Source organism: Humibacter ginsenosidimutans (assembly GCF_007859675.1).
GTDB lineage: Bacteria > Actinomycetota > Actinomycetes > Actinomycetales > Microbacteriaceae > Humibacter > Humibacter ginsenosidimutans.
Genome location: NZ_CP042305.1, coordinates 2,976,198 through 2,993,991 on the forward strand (window position 1 = coordinate 2,976,198; position 17,794 = coordinate 2,993,991).

Annotated in this window: 20 protein-coding genes; 9 read left to right on the forward strand and 11 right to left on the reverse strand. The window is 68.9% G+C overall.

Annotated features, from left to right (window positions below; all coding sequences use genetic code 11):
- Positions 1 to 20: 20 nt before the first annotated feature.
- A complete protein-coding gene (locus FPZ11_RS13735) occupies positions 21 to 659 on the reverse strand; it encodes a LysE family translocator (RefSeq protein WP_146321711.1) in 639 nt (212 codons plus the stop codon).
- 30 nt (positions 660 to 689) lie between these two features.
- On the opposite strand from FPZ11_RS13735, the gene FPZ11_RS13740 reads away from it, so the two are divergent.
- The 3 genes from FPZ11_RS13740 (at position 690) to FPZ11_RS13750 (ending at position 4,687) form a co-directional block, all read left to right on the forward strand.
- A complete protein-coding gene (locus FPZ11_RS13740) occupies positions 690 to 2,228 on the forward strand; it encodes an MmgE/PrpD family protein (RefSeq protein ID WP_146321712.1) in 1,539 nt (512 codons plus the stop codon).
- A gap of 487 nt (positions 2,229 to 2,715) precedes the next feature.
- The gene (locus FPZ11_RS13745) at positions 2,716 to 3,846 is read left to right on the forward strand and encodes a bifunctional 2-methylcitrate synthase/citrate synthase (RefSeq protein ID WP_146321713.1); all 1,131 of its coding nucleotides are present in this window, start codon (positions 2,716 to 2,718) and stop codon (positions 3,844 to 3,846) included.
- A gap of 292 nt (positions 3,847 to 4,138) precedes the next feature.
- A complete protein-coding gene (locus FPZ11_RS13750) occupies positions 4,139 to 4,687 on the forward strand; it encodes an acyl-CoA thioesterase (protein WP_146321714.1) in 549 nt (182 codons plus the stop codon).
- Here FPZ11_RS13750 and FPZ11_RS13755 read toward each other — a convergent pair.
- The 4 genes from FPZ11_RS13755 to FPZ11_RS13770 all read right to left on the reverse strand — a co-directional run bounded on the left by FPZ11_RS13755 (position 4,671) and on the right by FPZ11_RS13770 (position 8,260).
- Positions 4,671 to 5,216: a DUF805 domain-containing protein gene (locus FPZ11_RS13755; protein ID WP_146321715.1), complete on the reverse strand. Its 546-nt coding sequence runs from the start codon at positions 5,214 to 5,216 to the stop codon at positions 4,671 to 4,673. The two genes, FPZ11_RS13750 and FPZ11_RS13755, sit on opposite strands and share 17 nt — an antisense overlap.
- Before the next feature lie 94 nt (positions 5,217 to 5,310).
- On the reverse strand, positions 5,311 to 6,804 hold the full coding sequence (locus tag FPZ11_RS13760; RefSeq protein WP_146321716.1) for a hypothetical protein: 1,494 nt from the start codon (positions 6,802 to 6,804) through the stop codon (positions 5,311 to 5,313).
- A 29-nt stretch (positions 6,805 to 6,833) separates the two neighbouring features.
- A complete protein-coding gene (locus tag FPZ11_RS13765) occupies positions 6,834 to 7,622 on the reverse strand; it encodes an ABC transporter ATP-binding protein (protein WP_146321717.1) in 789 nt (262 codons plus the stop codon).
- Positions 7,619 to 8,260: a TetR/AcrR family transcriptional regulator gene (locus tag FPZ11_RS13770; RefSeq protein ID WP_146321718.1), complete on the reverse strand. Its 642-nt coding sequence runs from the start codon at positions 8,258 to 8,260 to the stop codon at positions 7,619 to 7,621. Before FPZ11_RS13770 ends, FPZ11_RS13765 begins: the two co-directional genes overlap by 4 nt.
- Before the next feature lie 127 nt (positions 8,261 to 8,387).
- On the opposite strand from FPZ11_RS13770, the gene FPZ11_RS13775 reads away from it, so the two are divergent.
- The 4 genes from FPZ11_RS13775 (at position 8,388) to FPZ11_RS13785 (ending at position 11,605) form a co-directional block, all read left to right on the forward strand.
- The gene (locus FPZ11_RS13775) at positions 8,388 to 8,933 is read left to right on the forward strand and encodes a MarR family winged helix-turn-helix transcriptional regulator (protein ID WP_146321719.1); all 546 of its coding nucleotides are present in this window, start codon (positions 8,388 to 8,390) and stop codon (positions 8,931 to 8,933) included.
- Positions 8,934 to 9,157: 224 nt separating this feature from the next.
- On the forward strand, positions 9,158 to 10,462 hold the full coding sequence (locus FPZ11_RS13780) for an MFS transporter (RefSeq protein WP_246846687.1): 1,305 nt from the start codon (positions 9,158 to 9,160) through the stop codon (positions 10,460 to 10,462).
- Between the two features lie 109 nt (positions 10,463 to 10,571).
- A complete protein-coding gene (locus FPZ11_RS19930; RefSeq protein ID WP_246846267.1) occupies positions 10,572 to 10,961 on the forward strand; it encodes a hypothetical protein in 390 nt (129 codons plus the stop codon).
- A complete protein-coding gene (locus FPZ11_RS13785; RefSeq protein WP_246846268.1) occupies positions 10,958 to 11,605 on the forward strand; it encodes a DNA-3-methyladenine glycosylase family protein in 648 nt (215 codons plus the stop codon). Before FPZ11_RS19930 ends, FPZ11_RS13785 begins: the two co-directional genes overlap by 4 nt.
- Before the next feature lie 35 nt (positions 11,606 to 11,640).
- On the opposite strand, the gene FPZ11_RS20115 is transcribed toward FPZ11_RS13785, so the two are convergent.
- The 3 genes from FPZ11_RS20115 to FPZ11_RS13795 form a co-directional block, all read right to left on the reverse strand.
- Positions 11,641 to 11,763 (reverse strand): hypothetical protein, encoded by a 123-nt coding sequence (locus tag FPZ11_RS20115; protein ID WP_302849649.1) that lies wholly within the window; start codon positions 11,761 to 11,763, stop codon positions 11,641 to 11,643.
- Positions 11,764 to 11,953: 190 nt separating this feature from the next.
- Positions 11,954 to 12,547 carry a GNAT family N-acetyltransferase gene (locus FPZ11_RS13790; protein ID WP_146321720.1) on the reverse strand — a complete coding sequence of 198 codons (594 nt, stop codon included), beginning with the start codon at positions 12,545 to 12,547 and terminating at the stop codon, positions 11,954 to 11,956.
- Between the two features lie 104 nt (positions 12,548 to 12,651).
- Positions 12,652 to 13,827 (reverse strand): alpha-hydroxy-acid oxidizing protein, encoded by a 1,176-nt coding sequence (locus tag FPZ11_RS13795; RefSeq protein ID WP_146321721.1) that lies wholly within the window; start codon positions 13,825 to 13,827, stop codon positions 12,652 to 12,654.
- Between the two features lie 157 nt (positions 13,828 to 13,984).
- On the opposite strand from FPZ11_RS13795, the gene FPZ11_RS13800 reads away from it, so the two are divergent.
- Together FPZ11_RS13800 and FPZ11_RS13805 are read left to right on the forward strand one after the other, a co-directional pair.
- Complete coding sequence (locus tag FPZ11_RS13800) at positions 13,985 to 14,344, forward strand: hypothetical protein (RefSeq protein ID WP_146321722.1); 360 nt, start codon at positions 13,985 to 13,987, stop codon at positions 14,342 to 14,344.
- A gap of 135 nt (positions 14,345 to 14,479) precedes the next feature.
- Positions 14,480 to 15,073 (forward strand): DnaJ family domain-containing protein, encoded by a 594-nt coding sequence (locus FPZ11_RS13805; RefSeq protein ID WP_146321723.1) that lies wholly within the window; start codon positions 14,480 to 14,482, stop codon positions 15,071 to 15,073.
- Between the two features lie 47 nt (positions 15,074 to 15,120).
- On the opposite strand, the gene FPZ11_RS13810 is transcribed toward FPZ11_RS13805, so the two are convergent.
- The 3 genes from FPZ11_RS13810 to FPZ11_RS13820 all read right to left on the reverse strand — a co-directional run bounded on the left by FPZ11_RS13810 (position 15,121) and on the right by FPZ11_RS13820 (position 17,758).
- On the reverse strand, positions 15,121 to 15,978 hold the full coding sequence (locus FPZ11_RS13810; RefSeq protein ID WP_146321724.1) for a siderophore-interacting protein: 858 nt from the start codon (positions 15,976 to 15,978) through the stop codon (positions 15,121 to 15,123).
- A 70-nt stretch (positions 15,979 to 16,048) separates the two neighbouring features.
- Complete coding sequence (locus FPZ11_RS13815; RefSeq protein ID WP_146321725.1) at positions 16,049 to 16,672, reverse strand: nucleotidyltransferase domain-containing protein; 624 nt, start codon at positions 16,670 to 16,672, stop codon at positions 16,049 to 16,051.
- A 132-nt stretch (positions 16,673 to 16,804) separates the two neighbouring features.
- Entirely contained in the window at positions 16,805 to 17,758 is a 954-nt protein-coding gene (locus tag FPZ11_RS13820) for a GlxA family transcriptional regulator (protein WP_146321726.1), read from the reverse strand.
- Between the last annotated feature and the right edge of the window lie 36 nt (positions 17,759 to 17,794).

Here is a 17,794-nt window from a genome sequence, read left to right on the forward strand (position 1 = left end):
TCGAGCGCCGGCCGTACGCGTCACCCCTTGTTGCCGGTGAGGGCCAGCACACCACCGAGCCCGATGAGCATGACGCCCCCGGTGGCCGACAGCCGCTCCGCGCGCTTCGGCGACTTCGCGAACCAGCCGCGTGCGAGGCCGGCGAGAATGGCCCACGTGCTGTCCGACAGGAGCGCGATCAGAAAGAACACGACGCCGAGCACCATCATCTGCAACGGGATCGCCCCGGCGTGGAAGTTCACGAACTGCGGCAGCACGGCCACGAAGAACACCAGCAGCTTCGGGTTGCTGATGCCCACCAGAAAGCCTTCGCCGAGCATGCGGAACGTCGAGCGGGGCGGAGCATCGGCCGCGGCCTCCATGCTGCCGTCTTTGCGGTGACGAATGGCCTGGACGCCCAGGTAGACGATGTAGACCGCACCGGCGAGCTTGATCGCGGTGAACAGCACCACCGACTGCGCCACGATGAAGCCGAGCCCCAGCGCGACGGCCGCCACGATCGGAATGATCGCCAGCGCGTTGCCCGCGACACTCAGCAGTCCGGCGCGTCGTCCGAACGAGATCGAGCGACCCACGGCGAAGAGCACGCTCGGACCCGGGATCACGATGATGGCGAACGACGCGAACGCGAACGCGGCAAGGGTGGCGGTGGGCGGCATTCACCAAGGATGCCAGGTAGGTTCGATCGAGTGAACATCACGCACGTACGTACGCACCGCAGCGATGAGAACCTCCCCCGCGACGAGCAGCTGGCCTTCAAGATCGCCGGGGTCGCGGCCGACCAGGTGGAGGTCACGCCAGAGGTGACCGACATGGTCGTCAACCGGGTCATCGACAACGCGGCGGTCGCGGCTGCGTCGTTGCTGCGGCATCCGGTCGCCGCGGCCCGGGCGCAGGCACTGGCGCACCCGGTCTCGGTCGGCGGCAGCGGTTCGAGCGTTTTCGGCACGGATGCCGCGCGCCGGGTGAGCGTGGAATGGGCGGCCTGGGCGAACGGCGTGGCCGTGCGCGAGCTCGACTACCACGACACGTTCCTCGCGGCCGAGTACTCGCATCCCGGCGACAACATCCCGCCCGTCGTGGCCGTCGCGCAGCACCTCGCCACGGAACGCGGCCTGACAGGGCGCGACGTCGTGCGCGGCATCGCCACCGGGTACGAGATCCAGATCGACCTCGCCAGGGCGATCAGCCTGCACGCGCACAAGATCGACCACGTCGCGCACCTGGGCCCGTCCGCGGCAGCAGGCATCGGCACGCTGCTCGGGCTCGAGCCGGAGACCATCTTCCAGGCGATCGGCCGGGCGCTGCACACCACCACCGCAACGCGCCAGTCGCGCAAGGGCGAGATCTCCAGCTGGAAGGCGTTCGCGCCGGCCTTCGCGGGCAAGATGGCCGTCGAGTCGGTCGACCGCGCCATGCGCGGCGAGACCAGCCCGACCCCGATCTACGAGGGCGAAGACGGCGTGATCGCGTGGCTGCTCGACGGAGCCGACGCGGTCTACGACGTGTCGCTGCCCGACCTCGGAGAGCCGAAGCGGGCCATCCTCGACTCGTTCACCAAGGAGCACTCGGCCGAATACCAGGCTCAGGCGTGGATCGACCTCGCGCGCAAGCTGCACAACGAGTACCCGATCATCTTCGACGACCCCGACCGCATCGCGTCGATCGTGCTGCACACCTCGCACCACACGCACTTCGTGATCGGATCCGGCGCGGGCGACCCGCAGAAGTATGACCCGAACGCGTCCCGCGAGACGCTCGATCACTCGATCCCGTACATCTTCACGGTCGCGCTGCAAGACGGCGAATGGGATCACGTGAAGTCCTATGCCCCCGAGCGCGCGTCGCGCCCCGACACCGTGGCGCTCTGGCGCAAGGTCACCACGCAGGAGGACGAGGAGTGGACGCGCCGCTACCACTCGCTCGACCCGAAGGAGCAGGCCTTCGGCGGCCGCATCGAGATCACCATGAACGACGGCTCCAAGGTCGTCGAGGAGATCGCCGTGGCCGATGCCCACCCGCAGGGCGCCAGGCCCTTCGGTCGCGACGACTACGTGAACAAGTTCCGCACGCTGGCGGCCGATGTGCTCGAGGCGGTCGAGATCGAGCGGTTCCTGGATGTCGCGCAGCGGCTTCCCGAGCTCACCGCAGAGGAACTGCCGGGGCTGAGCCTCACCGCCCGCCACGGGGTGCTCGCGTCGGTGGAGAGCCCGCGCGGGCTGTTCTGAGTTGTCCTGCGCGCCGGTCCCCGCCCGGCGCGCCGCTGTCGACTGGGTGGATGGTCGGGTTTGTCGCGGCGTACGCGCCGCCGCGACGTGGGGCGTGTTGCGCTGCGGGGGTGGCGCCGGTCCTTGCCCGGCGCGCCGCTGTCGACTGGGTGGATGGTCGGGTTTGTCGCGGTGTACGCGCCGCCGCGACGTGGGGCGTGTTGCGCTGCGGAGATGGCGCCGGTCCCTGTGTCGTTGTGCACGCCCGTCCCTGCCAGGCGTGCCGTACCCTGTCCCGTGGGTTGAGGAGCTCGCGGCTCTGCCGCGCGCGTCTCGAAACCCGTACGACCGCACGGGGCCTGGTTTCGAGACGGACCTTCGGGTCCTCCTGAACCGGCGGAGGGGCTTCGCCGCATTCCGCCCTTCTCCGCCGCCGAAGTGGTGCATCCCGCCTCACCTGCGACAGATCGCGCATGACAGACTGGCCTGACCGGAGCGAAGGAGCACCATGAGCGAGCAGAACCCCGAGATTCGCAAGGGACTGGCGGGCGTCGTCGTCGACACCACGGCCATCTCCAGCGTCAACCCCGAGACGAACTCGTTGCTGTACCGGGGGTATCCGGTGCAGGAGCTCGCGGCGCGCTGCTCGTTCGAGGAGGTCGCCTACCTGCTCTGGCACGGCGAGCTGCCCGGTGACGACGACCTCGAGGCGTTCGAGGCGCTGGAGCGCGGGCAGCGCGACCTGGCGCCCAACGTGCGCAGGGCGATCGACGACATCCCGACCACCGCCCACCCGATGGACGTGCTGCGCACCGCCGTGAGCGTGATCGGCGCCGACGATGCCGACAGCGAGTTCGGTGCGCTCGCCGACCCGTTCGCCGTCGTCTATCCGAAGGCGCTGCGGCTCCTCGCGCAGCTGCCGGCGATCGTGGCCTACGACCAGCGCCGTCGCCACGGCCTGCCCTACGTCGCCCCGCGCGACGACCTCGACTACTCCAGCAATTTCCTGCACATGACATTCGGCGAGGTTCCTGATGCCGTCGTCGTCGACGCGTTCCGGGTCTCGTTGGTGCTCTACGCCGAGCACTCGTTCAACGCCTCCACGTTCACCGCGCGGGTCATCGCCTCGACGCTCTCGGATGTGTACAGCGCAGTGACCGGCGCGATCGGCGCGCTCAAGGGTCCCCTGCACGGTGGCGCCAACGAGGCCGTGATGGTCGCCTTCGAGGAGATCGGCTCGGCCGACAAGGCCGAGGCGTGGCTCGACGACGCGCTCGCGAGCAAGCGCAAGATCATGGGGTTCGGCCACCGTGTGTACAAGAACGGCGATTCGCGCGTGCCGACGATGCGCGCATCCCTCGAAACGCTCGTCGAGCACTACGACCGCCCCGACGTGCTCGACCTCTACACGGCTCTCGAGCAGGCGATGGAGACCCGCAAGGGCATCAAGCCCAACCTCGACTACCCCAGCGGCCCGGCCTACAACCTCATGGGCTTCGACACCCAGACCTTCACTCCGCTCTTCGCGGCGGCGCGAGTGAGCGGATGGACCGCGCACATCATCGAGCAGCTCAGCTCGAACGCGTTGATCCGCCCGCTCTCGCAGTACAACGGTCCGGCCGAACGCCACCTCGCGTAGCCCAGCGGCGCATCGGGCCGCGATCCGTTCGCTCTCTCTCCTGCCTGTCTTGGTAACCGCGTTCCTACCGGCCCTGTTAACCGCGTTCCTACCGGTCCTGTTAACCGCGCCAGCTTGTGGCTATTGCGCCAGCTTTTCTGGCGCGACAACCGAGAGCTGGCGCGGTTGCGACGTGGGTGCAGCTGCGGGCGCTGTGCAGTTGTTGCGCTGCGGCATGGCCGCCGAGGCCGGCGATTGTCGAGGTTCGACACACGGATCGCTGCTCCACGGCCGCGACGCCTAGCCTGGCGGAATGCACATGCTCTTCCGCACGATCCTGCACGCCTGGATCTCTCGTTTCGGCAAGCGTGTCGGGCACTACGACGTGGTGTCGACGAAGCTGCGCGTGCTGCCGACCGATCTGGACATCCTGCGCCACATGAACAACGGGGTGTACCTGTCGATCTTCGACATCGGGCGGTTCGACCTCATTCGGCGCAGCGGGGTGTGGCAGATCTTCGCCGACCGTGGTTGGTACCCGGTGGTGGCGTCGGAGACCATCACGTTCCGCAAGTCGCTCCAGCTGTGGCAGAAGTTCACCGTCGAGTCCCGCATCATCGGCTTCGACGAGAAGGCCGCGTACATGCAGCACCGTGCGGTCGTGAACGGCGAGATCTACGCCGAGGCGTTCATCAAGGCGCGGTTTCTCAAGCGTGCAGGCGGCACCGTTCCGGTCTCCGAGATTCTGGATGCCGTTGGCCCGACGCCGAAAGACCTCGAGCTGCCTGAATGGCTGCTGCGCTGGGGCGACGACGTGCGGCTGCCGTCGACGCGCGCCGAGGCGCCTAGCGTGTGGGAGTGAGCGTGCTGCCACGGCGAGGGGTCTCCGATGACTGCAGGCGCTCGAAACGGGCGCCGGATGCCCGCTCGGGGAGCGCAACCAGCACCACCATCGCGATCTGGCCCGGGCCCGGAACCAGCTGGATGAACCACCACCAGCCCGAGATCCCCGCATCGTGCAGGCGGCGAATCGTGAGAGATGCTGCGCCGATGAAGTTGACCAGGGCCCAGATCAGCTGGAGCGTCGACACCTGCACGGCATAGCCGAGTATCGCGCCGGCGTCGGCGCTCTGAACCGGGGGCACCATCGCCTTGTTCACGAAGGACAGCACCACGCTCACCACGGCGAAGCTGAGGAACCACCACCAGAACTCCGAACGGCTCGCCCGGCCGGAGAACACGAAGTACCTCGTGACGAACCGCGTCAGCGCCCGCGGCAGGCTCGTGCCGTAGAGGGCGCTTGATCCGTCGCGACGTGCCTCGTCAGGGTGGGCACGCCCACCCTGAACCGTGTCCGTTCGTCCGGTCGTTGCCCGCTGATCTGTCTGCATTGTCGTTGTCCTTCCTTTCTCGCCGTCCGAGTGACGACTCGATCCTCTGCCGTCGTCTCACTGACGACTCGATGGTGGTGGGGAGTGAGTCGGGTCATCCTCTGCTCGTAGAGCCGCTGAGCGCCTCGAGCATCTCCGGGCCGTTCCGGACCAGACGGTGGATGGCAGCGTTCCCGAGCAGCGCCGCAGACCCGACCCCGACGACCGCAGAGAGCGCGATGGCAGCCCAGTCGAGCCAGGACGTGCCGGTGGCGCCGCCGACGATGAGCAGCACGATCCCGGGGGCGGTGAGCAGAGCGGTGAGGATGAGCGTGGCGTAGATCTTGAGAGTCCATGCCGGCGTCGGGCCCCCGCCCTCGTCCAGCGGTTGAGGCGCGATGGTGGAGACCAGCGCACCGGCTCCGGCGCCGCCACCGAGTACGGCAGCCGTGATCGCGACGACCCATACCCACTCGTTCCCGCTGCTGGCGAGGAGAAGCCCGGCGGCGGTCAGCAGCACGGCGTACGGTCCGACGAGAAGCAGCCAGGCCAGCTGTCGTCCGCGCACCTCTGCGGTCTCGCTGCCGGGTGCGGTGAGCGTGAGGCCCAGCACGGGACCGTCGAAGCCGTACGAGTTTCCGGCCATCGCCGCGGCGATGATCGCGGTGCCGGGGCCGACGAACGGCAGCAGCACAGCCGAACCACGCGCGAACAACGGAACGGCGCACGCGCCCAGCCCCACCACGAACGCGATCACGAGAAAGCCCGCGCGGATCGGATCGCGGATCCAGAGCCGCAGCTCTCGCGCGGCGACGGCCGTGACAGGGCCGTTCGAGAGAATCCTGCGGCTGCTCGACCGTGTCCGACGACGTCGGGGAGCGCCGCCTGCCGACTCCATGCGCCTGCGCAGCACCGCCGGCCACGCGGCGAACAGTGCGACACTGAGCACCAGGAGGAGGGCGAGCACTCCGAGGGACGCGCCGATGATGCCGTTCGCCGCGAGGGTGACGGCCGTCGGCGCCCAGCCGGTCGGGAGCAACCGCACGACGGCAGTCAGCACGGGCAGCCGCCCTGCGGCGAGGGCGGAGAGCACGCTGGGCGCTGCTGTGCCGGTCACGAAGACGGCGCTGATGAGAAGCGCTGCCAGCAGTGTGCCGGTGTCACGCCGCCGCCTAGAGCCGGTCGGCACCACCGCGGAGACGACCGTGCTGAGCAGGCACGTCGAGGCGACGAACAGCAGAGCACCCAGAACGCCGATCACACCTGCGACGACGCCTTGGCGGAATCCGAAGGCGACGAGAGAGCCGCCGGCGATCGCGAGGAACGCGAGAGCAGGGTCGGCGAACCCGATGGTCAGCAGAGCTCGGGCGAGTCGTCCTGCGGGGAGCGGCAGGGTGCGGAGAAGGTCGAGAGGCAGCGAGGAATCCGCGCCGGCGAACGCCGAGAAGCCGACGCGTCCCGCGGCCCAGGCCAGTAGGATGAGCGCCACCTCATCGGCACCGCCGGCAGCCGGCGCGGTCATCCCGAGCAGCAACGTGGCACCGGAGGTGACAATGCCCAGCACCAGCGCGACCACGATCGAGGCGTTCCCCACGCGCGTTCGGCGCATGTTCCTCAGAGCAGCCGCTTTCATGCCAATCAGGATGCGAACCACGAGAGTGTCCCATCGGTCGTGTCGGCTCCGACCAGTGCGGAGAACGCGTCGTCGAGAGATCGGCTGCCGCGCACGTCGTCGATCGGCCCCGCGGCGACGACCTTGCCTGCGGCCAGCACGGCGACGTGGTCGCAGAGCGCCTCGACCAGCGCCATCACGTGACTCGAGAACACGATGGTTCCACCGGAGGAGATGAACGCCGCCAGGATGGAACGGATCGTGGCCGCCGACACCGGATCGACGGACTCGAACGGCTCGTCGAGGACCAGCACTCTCGGCCCGTGCAGGAGCGCCACCGCCAGGGCTGACTTCTTGCGCATGCCAGTGGAGAAGTCGGCGATGACGGTGTTGTCCGCGTCGCGAAGACCGAGCACGTCGAGGAGCTCGTCCGTTCTCTCCTCGACTACGGAGGCCGAAAGACCGCGGAGCAGCCCGACCGACCGCAAGAGTTCGGAGGCCGTGAGGCGACGGGGAAGGAAGTCCGATTCGGGCAAGACCCCGAGAAAGGACTTCGCCTCGACGGGATGCGTCCACAGGTCGAAGCCGCAAGCGTCCGATGTGCCCTCATCGGGACGGACGAGCCCGACCGCCATCGACAGAAGGGTCGTCTTTCCGGCGCCGTTCGGGCCGACCAGGCCGTAGAACGAGCCGGCGGGAATGTCGAGCGTCACGGCGTCGACCGCCGTGAGGGTTCCGTATCGCTTCGTCAGCCCGCGCAGTCTTAGAGGTGCCGCGGTGGCGACGTCGCTCCGGAGGTCGTTCGTGCCGGTCATGCCATGGCCGCCTTTCCCCTCGGTGCCGGGGCGACGGCGCGATCGAACATCGCCATCAGATCACGAGCGAAGGTTTCGAGGCCGAAGTCCGGATCGGTGCGCAGTCGCTCGGATGCTGCATCGATCGTCGCGCGAAGAGACATCGCCAGGATTACCGACGGTGTGTCGCCGAACTCACCGACCGACCTGCCGCCATCGAACAACGACTCCAGTGCGGTCCTGGCCGCGGTCTGCGACTGGGCGAAGAGCTCAGGCACCCCTTCGATCGCCTGGGCATTGACGAGGATCTCCGTCAGCGCCGCGATCTCCGTGCGATGCAGGTCGAGGAACGACGTGTTCGCGGCGATGTATTGATGCAGCGCCTCGTGGTACGAGGCTGCGCCGACGATGCGCGGAGTCATCCACTCCTCCGCGCTGCGCAGCACGGATCGCACCACCTCGCCCATCAGCTCCGCCTTGTTGTCGAAGTGGTACGAGAGCACGCCCTTGCTCACGCCGAGGTGATCGCTCGCGATGGCCGCGATGGAGGTGCTGGCGTAGCCGCGCTCCGCGAGCACCTCGATCGCGGCCTGCACTATCTGCTCCCGTCGGGCGGACCGTGTCACGGTCGGCTCGACCGCCTCGGTATTTGTACGCATGTACGAAAGCTAGTACGCCCGTACAAACTAGGCAAGGCTCTGTGCGAAAGACCTGTGCGAAAGACCTTGGCGTCGCCGTACCCAAAGTCTTCAGTTAAACTGAAGAATTCGGGGTAATGTAGAAGGCATGGCATCCCTGCCCGCACGTGTCGCCGGCACCGGTCCCGACCCGAGCTCGACCGGCGTCGGCGCGCGTGCACCCCGAGCGGGCGCCGTCGCGCCGGGCGATGCAGATGCCGCGCTGCAGACGCTCGAGCTGGCCGACGGCATCCGTGCCCTCGCCGGGCGTCTCACCAGGCGTCTGCGCGAGCAGAGCACGGTCGGCGACTATCCCCAGTCGCAGAAGAACGTGATCGTGCGGCTGGATCGCGACGGGCCCCAGACACTCTCGGCGCTCGCCCGCGCGGAGGGAATGAAGCCGCAGTCGATGGCGACGATCGTGGCCGCGCTCGACGATGCGGCGCTCGTGCGCAGCGAACGCGATCCGAGCGACCGACGCCAGCTGCTGTGGTCTCTCACCGACACGGCGCGCGAAACCCTCGTCACCGGTCGGGCCGCCCGCACCGACTGGCTGGCACGGGCCATCCGCGATGCGCTGACGGTCGAGCAGGAGCAGCAGCTGCAGCGCGGGATCGAACTGCTCGCGGCCGTCATCGACGGCAAAGCCCCCTGAGCACCACCCGACAGCCTCACCACACAACCCCACCCAGCAGTTCGACTGCCAGGGCGCCTCGTTCGACGCGCCCCGACTTCGCAACGACAGGAAGTCACACCACGAACCCGAAGAACACTCCGACTCCGACTCCGATCTCGAACGCAACCGCGAGCACCGCGCCGCCGAAGCCGTTCGGCTGGCGCTTCACCGCGCCGCTCCTGCTCGGCTCCACGCTCAACCCGATCAATTCCGCGACCCTCGCCACCGGTCTCGTCAGCATCGGCGTCGACATGCGCCTCGGCCCGGGGCCTGCAGCCACCCTCATCTCGGTGCTCTACCTGTGCAGCGCCATCATGCAGCCCACGATGGGCAAGATCTCCACCCTCCTCGGCGCACGCCGCACGTTTCTCGCCGGCATCGTCATCCTGTTCGTCGGCGGCGCGGTCGGCACCTTCGCTCCGAGCTTCGGTTTCCTGCTGCTGTCGCGTGCGCTGATCGGTGTCGGAACGTCCGCCGCCTACCCGACGGCGATGGCGCTGGTGCGCCGCCGTGCCGACGCGACGGGATTCGGTGTGCCGAGCCGCGTGCTCGGCAACTTCTCCATCGCGGCGCAGGTGAGCGCGGTGATCGGGCTGCCGCTGGGCGGCATCCTCGTCGGGGTCTGGGGCTGGCGCGCGCTGTTCGCGATCAACCTGCCGGTCGCGGTGATCACCTTCGTGTTCACGATGCTCGGTGTGCCGAGGGATGCTCCGCGTGAGCGGCAGGGCGGCCGCGGCATTCTCACCGCGCTCGACCTGCCAGGCATCGTGCTGTTCGCCGGCGCGATCGTGTCGCTGCTGGTCTTCCTCGGCGACCTGAAGTCGCCGCTCTGGTGGCTGCTCGCGGTCTTCGTCGTGCTGCTGGCCGCACTCGTCCTGTGGGAGCGGCGTGCGAAGAGCCCGATGATCGACGTGCGGATGCTCGCCCGCAACTCCCCGCTGCAGCGCACCTACCTGCGCCAGACGCTGGCCGCCCTCGGCATGTACACGATGATGTACGGTGCCCCCCAATTCCTCGAGGACGGCATGCACCTGGATGCCGCCACCGCCGGTCTCGTCATGCTGCCGATGTCGGCCGCGAGCATCGTGCTCGCCCGCGTCGTCTCGTCACGCGGCTGGGTGCGCTGGCCGTTGGTGACCGGTGGATTCGCGCTCATCGGCGCCGGGGCGGTGGGGCTGTTCCTCACCGGCGAATCGAGCTGGCTGATCGCCGTGGGCATGACGCTCCTGGTCGGCGTGGCGAACGGCTTCACCGGTTTCGCGAATCAAGCGTCTCTCTACACGCAGACCCATGCGGACGAGATCGCCGTGGCGTCCGGCCTGTACCGCACCTTCGCCTACATCGGCGCCATCTTCTCGTCGAGCCTGATCGGTCTGGCGTTCGGCGCGAAGGCGACCGACGCTGGCTTCCACACCATGGCGTGGGTGGTCGGCGGGCTCGGGGTGGCGCTCGTGCTGATGACGCTGCTCGACCGGCGCATCCCGAAGATCGCGGGCGAGGCGCGCTGACTCCGTGTCGCCGCGCGCGACATAGCAGCGCGCGGCGGATGCCGGGGAGGTCTCTCCGGAGGTCGCAAGCGTCCCGGAATGTCGGCGGGTGCCCCGTAGCCTGGATGCTGTGACCACGATCGCCGACGCGCCGCTCCCACCGGCCGCGTCGGCGTCGAGCGGCGCGGCCCGGCACGACGTGGCGCCGCGCGATGAGGGCCTGGATGCTCCGCGACCACTCGCGCGCGCACCGCTCCTCTGCGAGTACCGTCCGGCGGCGCCTGTCGATCTGCGCGAGACGCTCGGCACTCTGGGTCGTGGCCCTTACGACCAGACCACGATCTGGGACGTGCGCGGTGTCTGGCGCACGTTCCGCACCCCCGCCGGCCCCGCGACTCTGCGTCTCACCCAGCGCGCGAGCGGGGTGGATGCCGCGGCGTGGGGACCCGGCGCCCGGTGGGCGATCGAGGGGTGCCCGAGCTGTTGGGGCGTGACGACGATTGGAGTGGGCTCGACGTGAGCGGGCACGCGCTGTTGGCGGAGGTGCGGCGCAGGCATCCGGGGCTGCGATTGACGCGCACGCGTCGCGTCTTCGAGGCCCTCGCGCCTGCGATCATCGAGCAGAAGGTCACGAGCCTCGAGGCGTATCGCGAGTGGGCGCGCATCGTGCGGTGGTTCGGCGAGGTCGCGCCGGGTGTCGAGGAGGGCATCGCGCCGCAGGGGTTGCGGGTCTGTCCGTCCGCGGACGCGCTGCGGCTCGTTCCGTCGTGGGAGTGGCACCGGCTCGGCGTCGACCCCGCACGAGCGCGCACCGTCGTGACCGCCGCACGCGTGGCCTCCTCGCTGGAGCGCACGGTCGACGACGATGGATCGGTCGCTGCGGCCAAGCTGCGCACGGTGCCCGGCATCGGCGTGTGGACGGCGGCCGAGACGCTGCAGCGCTCGCACGGCGACCCCGACCAGGTGAGTGTCGGCGACTACGGCCTGTGCAAGATCGTGGGTCATGTTCTCACCGGTTCGCCCACCGACGACGACGGGATGCTCGAGCTCCTGCGTCCCTGGGCCGGCCAGCGCCAGCGCGTGGTGCGTCTCGTCCTCCGCGCGGGGCGTGCGCCCGAGCGACGTGGCCCCCGCGCCACCATCACGGATCACCGCCGTCGCTGAGGGCTCGTCGCGGCCGCCGTGCTCTGCGACTGCGTTCACGAGACGAGGTCGAAGCGTGCACGTCCGCCGAGCCGAGGCGTGCGTGACCTGTCCAGCCACGCCGGTGGATTGAACCAGGCATCAGGCGCTGACTGCACTGCATCGAGGAGTTCTTTCATGTGCGCACTCTACCGAGACAGGCCGTACACATTCGAACGAATATTCGATCCGTGGAGAAGTTCTCGTCCGCGATTATCTGTGGAAAAGACGGCGCGCGTAAGGGTCGACACGGGACACACAATGGTGCAAGATTCGAATATGCATACGAATCTCGACACTGACTTCGCACGAGTGTTGCAGGCTGGTCCTTCAGCGAACCTGCACGCTCGCGGCACGCCATTCGCTCGCGAGAGTCGACATGATGACGTGGTCGTGGAACGCACCGTCATGGAAGACGGCTTCTCGTCGAACGCCTTCCTCGACGTAGCCGGCTTTGCGATACACAGCGCGGGCTCGCAGGTTGAAAGCCATGACCCCGATTTCGATGCGGTTCAGTCCCATCTCGCGGAACCCGTACGCGGTCAGTGTTCGAACGGCATCGAGCCCGTAGCCCCGACCCACGAACTCGCCGCCGATCATCACCGTGAGCGTCCCGGAGCGAGCCGGCAGAGTCGCTCCGTAGAGCGTGACATGACCCACCAGCTCGTCCGACGCTTTGTCCACGACGCAGAACCCGACCTCGCCGGCCTTCTCGTTCCGGCTCCAGAGACGAAACTGCTCCTCGACCGCACCGCTCGGGCGTGGTGTCACGATCAGCTGTTGAAGCACCGCCCACTCCGGCGAACGCCACCAGCCGACCAATGCCGGGAGGTCGTGCTCCTCCAACGCCCTCAGCCGGATCCGATCGCCCGCAAGCAGGCCGGCGCCGTAAGCGCGTGCCTCAGAATCATCGCCGATACCCACGCACTCATCGTCGCATCACCGGCGCGACCGACCCGACGAACCACAGAGTCGCTCGACCATGCCAGAGCCGACCTCCCACCAGCGCCGCCCTCACCCCAGCAGCTTCAACCGCCTGCTCCCACCCGTCGCGCCCCCGCCTCGCGCAGCGTTGCGAGGTCGGCGTACCCGTCGACCGCCATCAACAGGTCGGCCTCTGCGAGCACGCTCCGCAGCACGTGCGTCACTCCGGCGGTCCCGCCCAGGGCGAGCCCATGCACGTATGGTCGCCCGACGCCGACCGCGGTGGCACCGAGTGCGAGCGCCTTCACGACGTCGGTGCCGCTGCGCACCCCGGAGTCGAACAGCACGGGGGCGCGCTCGGCGACGGCATCAACGACATCGGACAGCATGTCGATCGCGGCGATGCCGCCGTTCGCCTGCCTGCCGCCGTGATTGGAGACGTAGATGCCGTCGACACCGCCGTCGAGCGCCCGTCGCGCATCATCGGGGTGCACGATGCCCTTGAGGATGATCGGCAGCTCGGTGAGCGAACGCAGCCACGGCAGGTCGTTCCAGGTGAGCGGGTTGCCGAAGATGCTCGCCCAGTGCTGGATGATCGCGACCGGCTTCGCCTCCCTTCCGCCGTCGATCCCCGCGAAGAAGTGCGGATCCGACAGATAGTTGGCCAGTGCGGCACCGCGCAGCTGGGGGAAGTTCGCGGTGGCGAGGTCGCGCGGGCGCCAGCCCGTGATCCAGGTGTCGAGGGTGACGACGATGCCCGCGAAACCCGAGGCCTCTGCGCGGGTCACGAGGCTGGCCGCGAGGTCGCGGTCGGTGGGCGTGTAGAGCTGGAAGAACCCCGGTGTCTCGCCGAGCGCACCGACGACGGACTCGAGCGGATCCTCCGACAGCGTGGAGGCCACCATCGGCACGCCCGTCTGCGCCGCGGCCCGCGCCGTCGCGAGGTCGCCGTGACCGTCCTGCGCGCAGATGCCGAGCACGCCGACGGGCGCGAGGAACACGGGGGTGGGAAGACGAAGCCCGAACATGTCGACCGTGAGGTCGCGCTGGGTGGCGCCCACGAGCATCCTCGGCACGATGCCGTAGCGGCCGAACGCCGCGGCGTTCGCGCGCTGCGTGTGCTCGTCGCCGGCTCCGCCGGCGACATACGACCACACCGAGGGCGGCAGCGCCGCCGACGCTGCTCGCTCGAGGTCCGCCGACGTGATCGGGAATCGCGGCGTCGTGCCCTGCAGCCCGCCGAAGTAGATCTCGTTCTGGTAGTCCCCGAACTGCGCCATGCTCGCAACTCCTTCGTCTGGCGATTCCCCTGGTGACTCTGCCGATGCGCCCGCAGTCACACGCACGCCCATTCTTCACGTCGCCCGCTCACACCGCACGGGTGAACAGGAGTGCGGCGCACGGATGCGCACCCCGCGCGCGCGTAACCTGTGCGGCATGAGCTCGAAGAGCAAGCAGGGGCCGAAGAACGATGAGCCCGCGAACATCAGCCGTGGCAACCTGGGCTGGCTGGCCGGCCTGATCACGATGGTCGTCATCGCGTTCCCGCTCTCGGCGGCCATCGCGTATGCGACGCATCCGGCGACGCGCACGCTGTTCGGCAGCCACCTCTCCAACACGTCGGCGGTCGGCTTCTCGCTGTTCTGGTGGGTGCTCGCGCTTCTGCTGATCGCGCTTCCGTTCCTGGTGGGATTCGGCGTCAGCAAGCTCTCGTCGCGCTGGCTGTCGATCCTGGGCGGAATCCTCGCGCTGCTCGTCATCGCGTTGATCGTGTTGGGCCAGCTCTTCGCGTTCTGACCAGCCGCGTTCTGACCAGCCGCGTTCTGACCAGCCGCGTTCCGGCCAGCTGCGTTGTGACCCGCTGCGGGCTGCCGCGTAGCCTTGCCGTGAGGACGGCGCCGCGACCGTGCGCCGTGCGACAGGGGTGACGCGATGACCGAGGACCCGAGGCTGGCCGCTGCACGCCACCGTGTCGAGCGGGCGATGCGTGCGGAGGGTCACGACCCCGAGGACGCCGCCGAGCGCGGCTCGCAAGCGCGTGGGCAGAGCGAGCTCGAGCGTGCCGCCTACGTGGAGACCGTCATCCAGCAGGCGATGCGGCGCGGGGAATTCGACGACCTGCCGGGTGCGGGCAAGCCGCTCGCCGGCCTTGGCCGCCCACATGATCCTGACTGGTGGATCCGCCGCAAGATCGAGGCGGAGCGGCTCAGCGGCTTGGGTCCGCCCGCGCTGACGCTCCGCGTCGAGAACGCCGAGCTGAACGATCGCCTCGACGCGTTGTGGCGCGAAGTCGAGGTGCGCGACGTGCTCGACGACTTCAATCGGCGCGTCATCGAGGCGCGCAGACAACTGCTCGGCGGACCGCCGGTCGTCACCCCGACCCGCGACGTCGACGAGGAGCTGCGGGCCTGGCGCTGGCGGCGCGCCGAGCGCGAGGCAGCGGAACGCGAGGCAGCCGAACGGGACCGCGCGACGGCCGAGCAGTCGAAGTCTGCTCGCCGGCCCCGCCGACGACGGCACGGCTGAACGCACGCTGCAGGTGGACGACCGCGCGGTTGCGCTTGTGCCTGTTCCTAGTCCGGATCCGACGGATCGAGTGGCTCGTGGTGGTCGCGATTGACCACGCCGCGCTTCCAGTAGCCCTGCACGTCGAGCTGATCGGGCTGCAGCCCCGCCTCCTGCTTGAGGTATCGACGCACCGGGATGAGCGTGGACGCCTCACCGGCGGCCCACACGTAGACCCCCTCCGGCAGCGTGAGCGACCGCACCGCCTCGTCGAGCTGGCCAGGTCCGTCGATGCGATACAGCCACTCCACGGATGCCCGCGCAGCCTGCTCCTCGGTCAGGTACGGCTCGACCTCTTCGTCGGCGGCGTCGATGAGCGCCGTGATGCGGGCGGACTCCGGCAGGGTGTCGAGCCAGCGCGTGAGCGACGGCAGGGCGGTCTCGTCGGCGATGAGCACGGCATCCGTCACGTCCTGCGGCGCCAGCCGCGAACCGCGCGGACCGCCGATCGCGACCTCGTCGCCCGGCTTCGCCGCCGCGGCCCAGGCGGAGGCGGGACCGCCGCCGGCTGGATCCGTCGGATTGCCGTGCGCGTGGTCGGGTGAGTGCAGCACGAAGTCGATGTCGAGCTCCGCCGCGCCGAACGGCGCCGGACGGAACTGCCGAGGCGTGTAGTCGCGCGAGATGATCACGCCGTCGGTGGGCCGGTGGATGCCGTCGGCCCGCAGCTCGGGCACCGTCAGCTTTCCGTTCGCCGGGTCGGGGAAGAACACCTTGACGTGGTCGGTCGGCCCGGGGGAGGAGAAGTCGTTGAGCGCATCGCCGATGAACGTGACCCGCACGATGGAGGGTGTCACTTGCTCGACATGGGAGACCGAGAGGCGGCGGATCGCCATTTCGTGGCGCACGTGTTCGCGAGTGGGCATGTCTCGACGCTACGCCACCGTGCCCGACGAGCACTGCGTCGTGTGCGCGTCGCCGCCGGTGCGGGCTCGGTTACGCGTGGCTGCCCTCGAGCAGGTGCTTGACGTCCACGCCGGTCAGGCCGCGGGCATCCCGCCGCAGATAGTGGATGAGAGGAGTGTCTTTCGCGATCAGGTCGTCGAGCTCCTCCTTCGTGATGGCGAACAGCTGCGCGTCGTTGCCGGTCAGCCGCTTGATGCGCTCCGAGGTGCGGTGCAGCATGTCGGTCTGCTCATCGGGCGAGGGTTCGTCGTTCCACACGATCAGCACGTCGAGGTTCGACTTCGCGCCGGCCTGGCCGCGAGCGAACGACCCGTAGACCGCGGTGCCGAGCGCCCGATCGCCGATGGTCTCCTTCATGATCTCGGCGACGTGAGACTCGATCCTGCCCGGAATGGCCTGAAGGGTCGCGAACACCTCCCAGATGACATGGTCGCGATTCGGTTCGTAGGCGTTGGCCGAGCCGAACGACTGCATGTCGACGATGCCGAGGCGCACCAGGTCGTCGAGGATGCGCTGCGTCGTTCGCAACGAGTTGACGCCGCTCTGCTGATGGATGCCCCGTCCCGACGACGGCTCCGTGAGCCGCGACAGCCTGCGGAGGACGCGAGCGCGATCTTCGCCGATCAGCGTGTAATCCGGATGCGACAGGTTCATGGTTCCCCTCCATGACTACGAAGCCGTGTGGTTCCACGCCTTCAAGACCGCGACCACAGTGACTACAAATGTCATCACGCGACTACATTCTACGTCGCCCTAGCGGGTAGGGTCGCATCGCTGTGGGCTTTCTCACCGTGCGAACGTGCGCCGGTAGTCGCTCGGACTCACGCCCATCGCCCGGCGGAAATGAGTGCGCAGATTGGCCGCCGTGCCGAGACCGCACGCGTCGGCCACGCGGTCGATGCCCAGATCGGTCGTCTCCAGCAGCTCCCGTGCCCTGTCGATGCGCGCGGCGTTCAGCCACCTGAGCGGGGTCGCGCCGGTCTCGGCCACGAAGCTTCTGGCGAACGTGCGAGGGGATGCGTGCGCGTGCGCCGCGAGGTCGCCCACCGTCAGCGGCCGCTCGAGTCGCTCCAGCGCCCATGCCCTGGTCGCGGCGAGTCCGACGCTGCGCGACTCGGCAGTGGTCGGCCGGTCGATGTACTGCGCCTGCCCGCCGTCCCGATGCGGTGCTGCCACGATGTCGCGTGCCACCGCATTCGCCGCCGTCGAACCGTGGTCGACGCGCAGGAGATAGAGGCAGACGTCGATTCCGCTTGCGACACCTGCCGACGTGATCACGTCTCCCTCGTCGACGTACAGCACATCGGGGTCGACCGTGACGCGCGGGTAGAGGCAGGCAAGGGCATCCGTGTACCGCCAGTGGGTCGTCGCGCGGTGGCCGTCGAGCAGGCCGGCCGCGGCGAGCGCGAATGCGCCCGTGCAGATCGACACCATGCGCGCGCCGCGCCGGTGGGCCTCGCGCAACGCCTCGGCGACGTCGTCGGGGATGCCCGCCTCGGCGTTGCGGAACGCCGGCACGATCACGGTGTCGGCCGCGACGACGGCGTCGAGTCCGTGCGTCGCGTTCACCGACCAGCCGGCCGTCGTCGACACCGGCCCTGGCGTGCGTCCGCAGAGCACCACGTCGTACGCGCCGTCGAGGTGCTCGAAGATCTGGAACGGCATGCCGATCTCCATCGGCAGTGCCCGACCGAGCGCGAGCACTGCCACGCGGTGCGGATGACCTGATCGTGAAGCCATGGCAGAAATCTATCGCATAGCGGCATTCTTGCCACT